At 60.6% G+C, this 277-nt stretch carries 1 protein-coding gene; it reads right to left on the bottom strand.

Annotated features, from left to right (window positions below):
• A partial coding sequence (locus ACPXB3_RS22645; protein ID WP_425707139.1) for a T6SS immunity protein Tdi1 domain-containing protein occupies positions 1-271 on the bottom strand: 271 nt, incomplete at its 3' end.
• Positions 272-277: the final 6 nt, after the last annotated feature.

The raw sequence follows: 277 nt of genomic DNA, 5'->3' as shown, positions 1-277 counted from the left end.
CCGACAAATCACCCACCCCACCAGACTCAACCGGAACCACCCCACCACCAGCCGCACCCGCAGCCTCCGGATCAACACCAGTCAGCCGAGGACCCACCTCCGCCGTGAACTCACCCCGACGAATCTTGTCCAACACAAACAAGTGCTCACGCACCTTCACCTTCTGAATATGGCTTACCTCCGCCGGTCCCCCCAACAATATCGACGGCACAAACCCATAACACTCATCCGGCCCCACCGGCCCATACGCCGCCAACGCCTGCTCAAACAACCCATC

Origin of the sequence: Gordonia sp. DT219 (assembly GCF_049847065.1) — a bacterium.
In the GTDB taxonomy this organism is placed as follows: domain Bacteria; phylum Actinomycetota; class Actinomycetes; order Mycobacteriales; family Mycobacteriaceae; genus Gordonia.
Note: the sequence above shows the minus strand (reverse complement) of the source record. Positions and strands in the feature narration are given on the sequence as shown.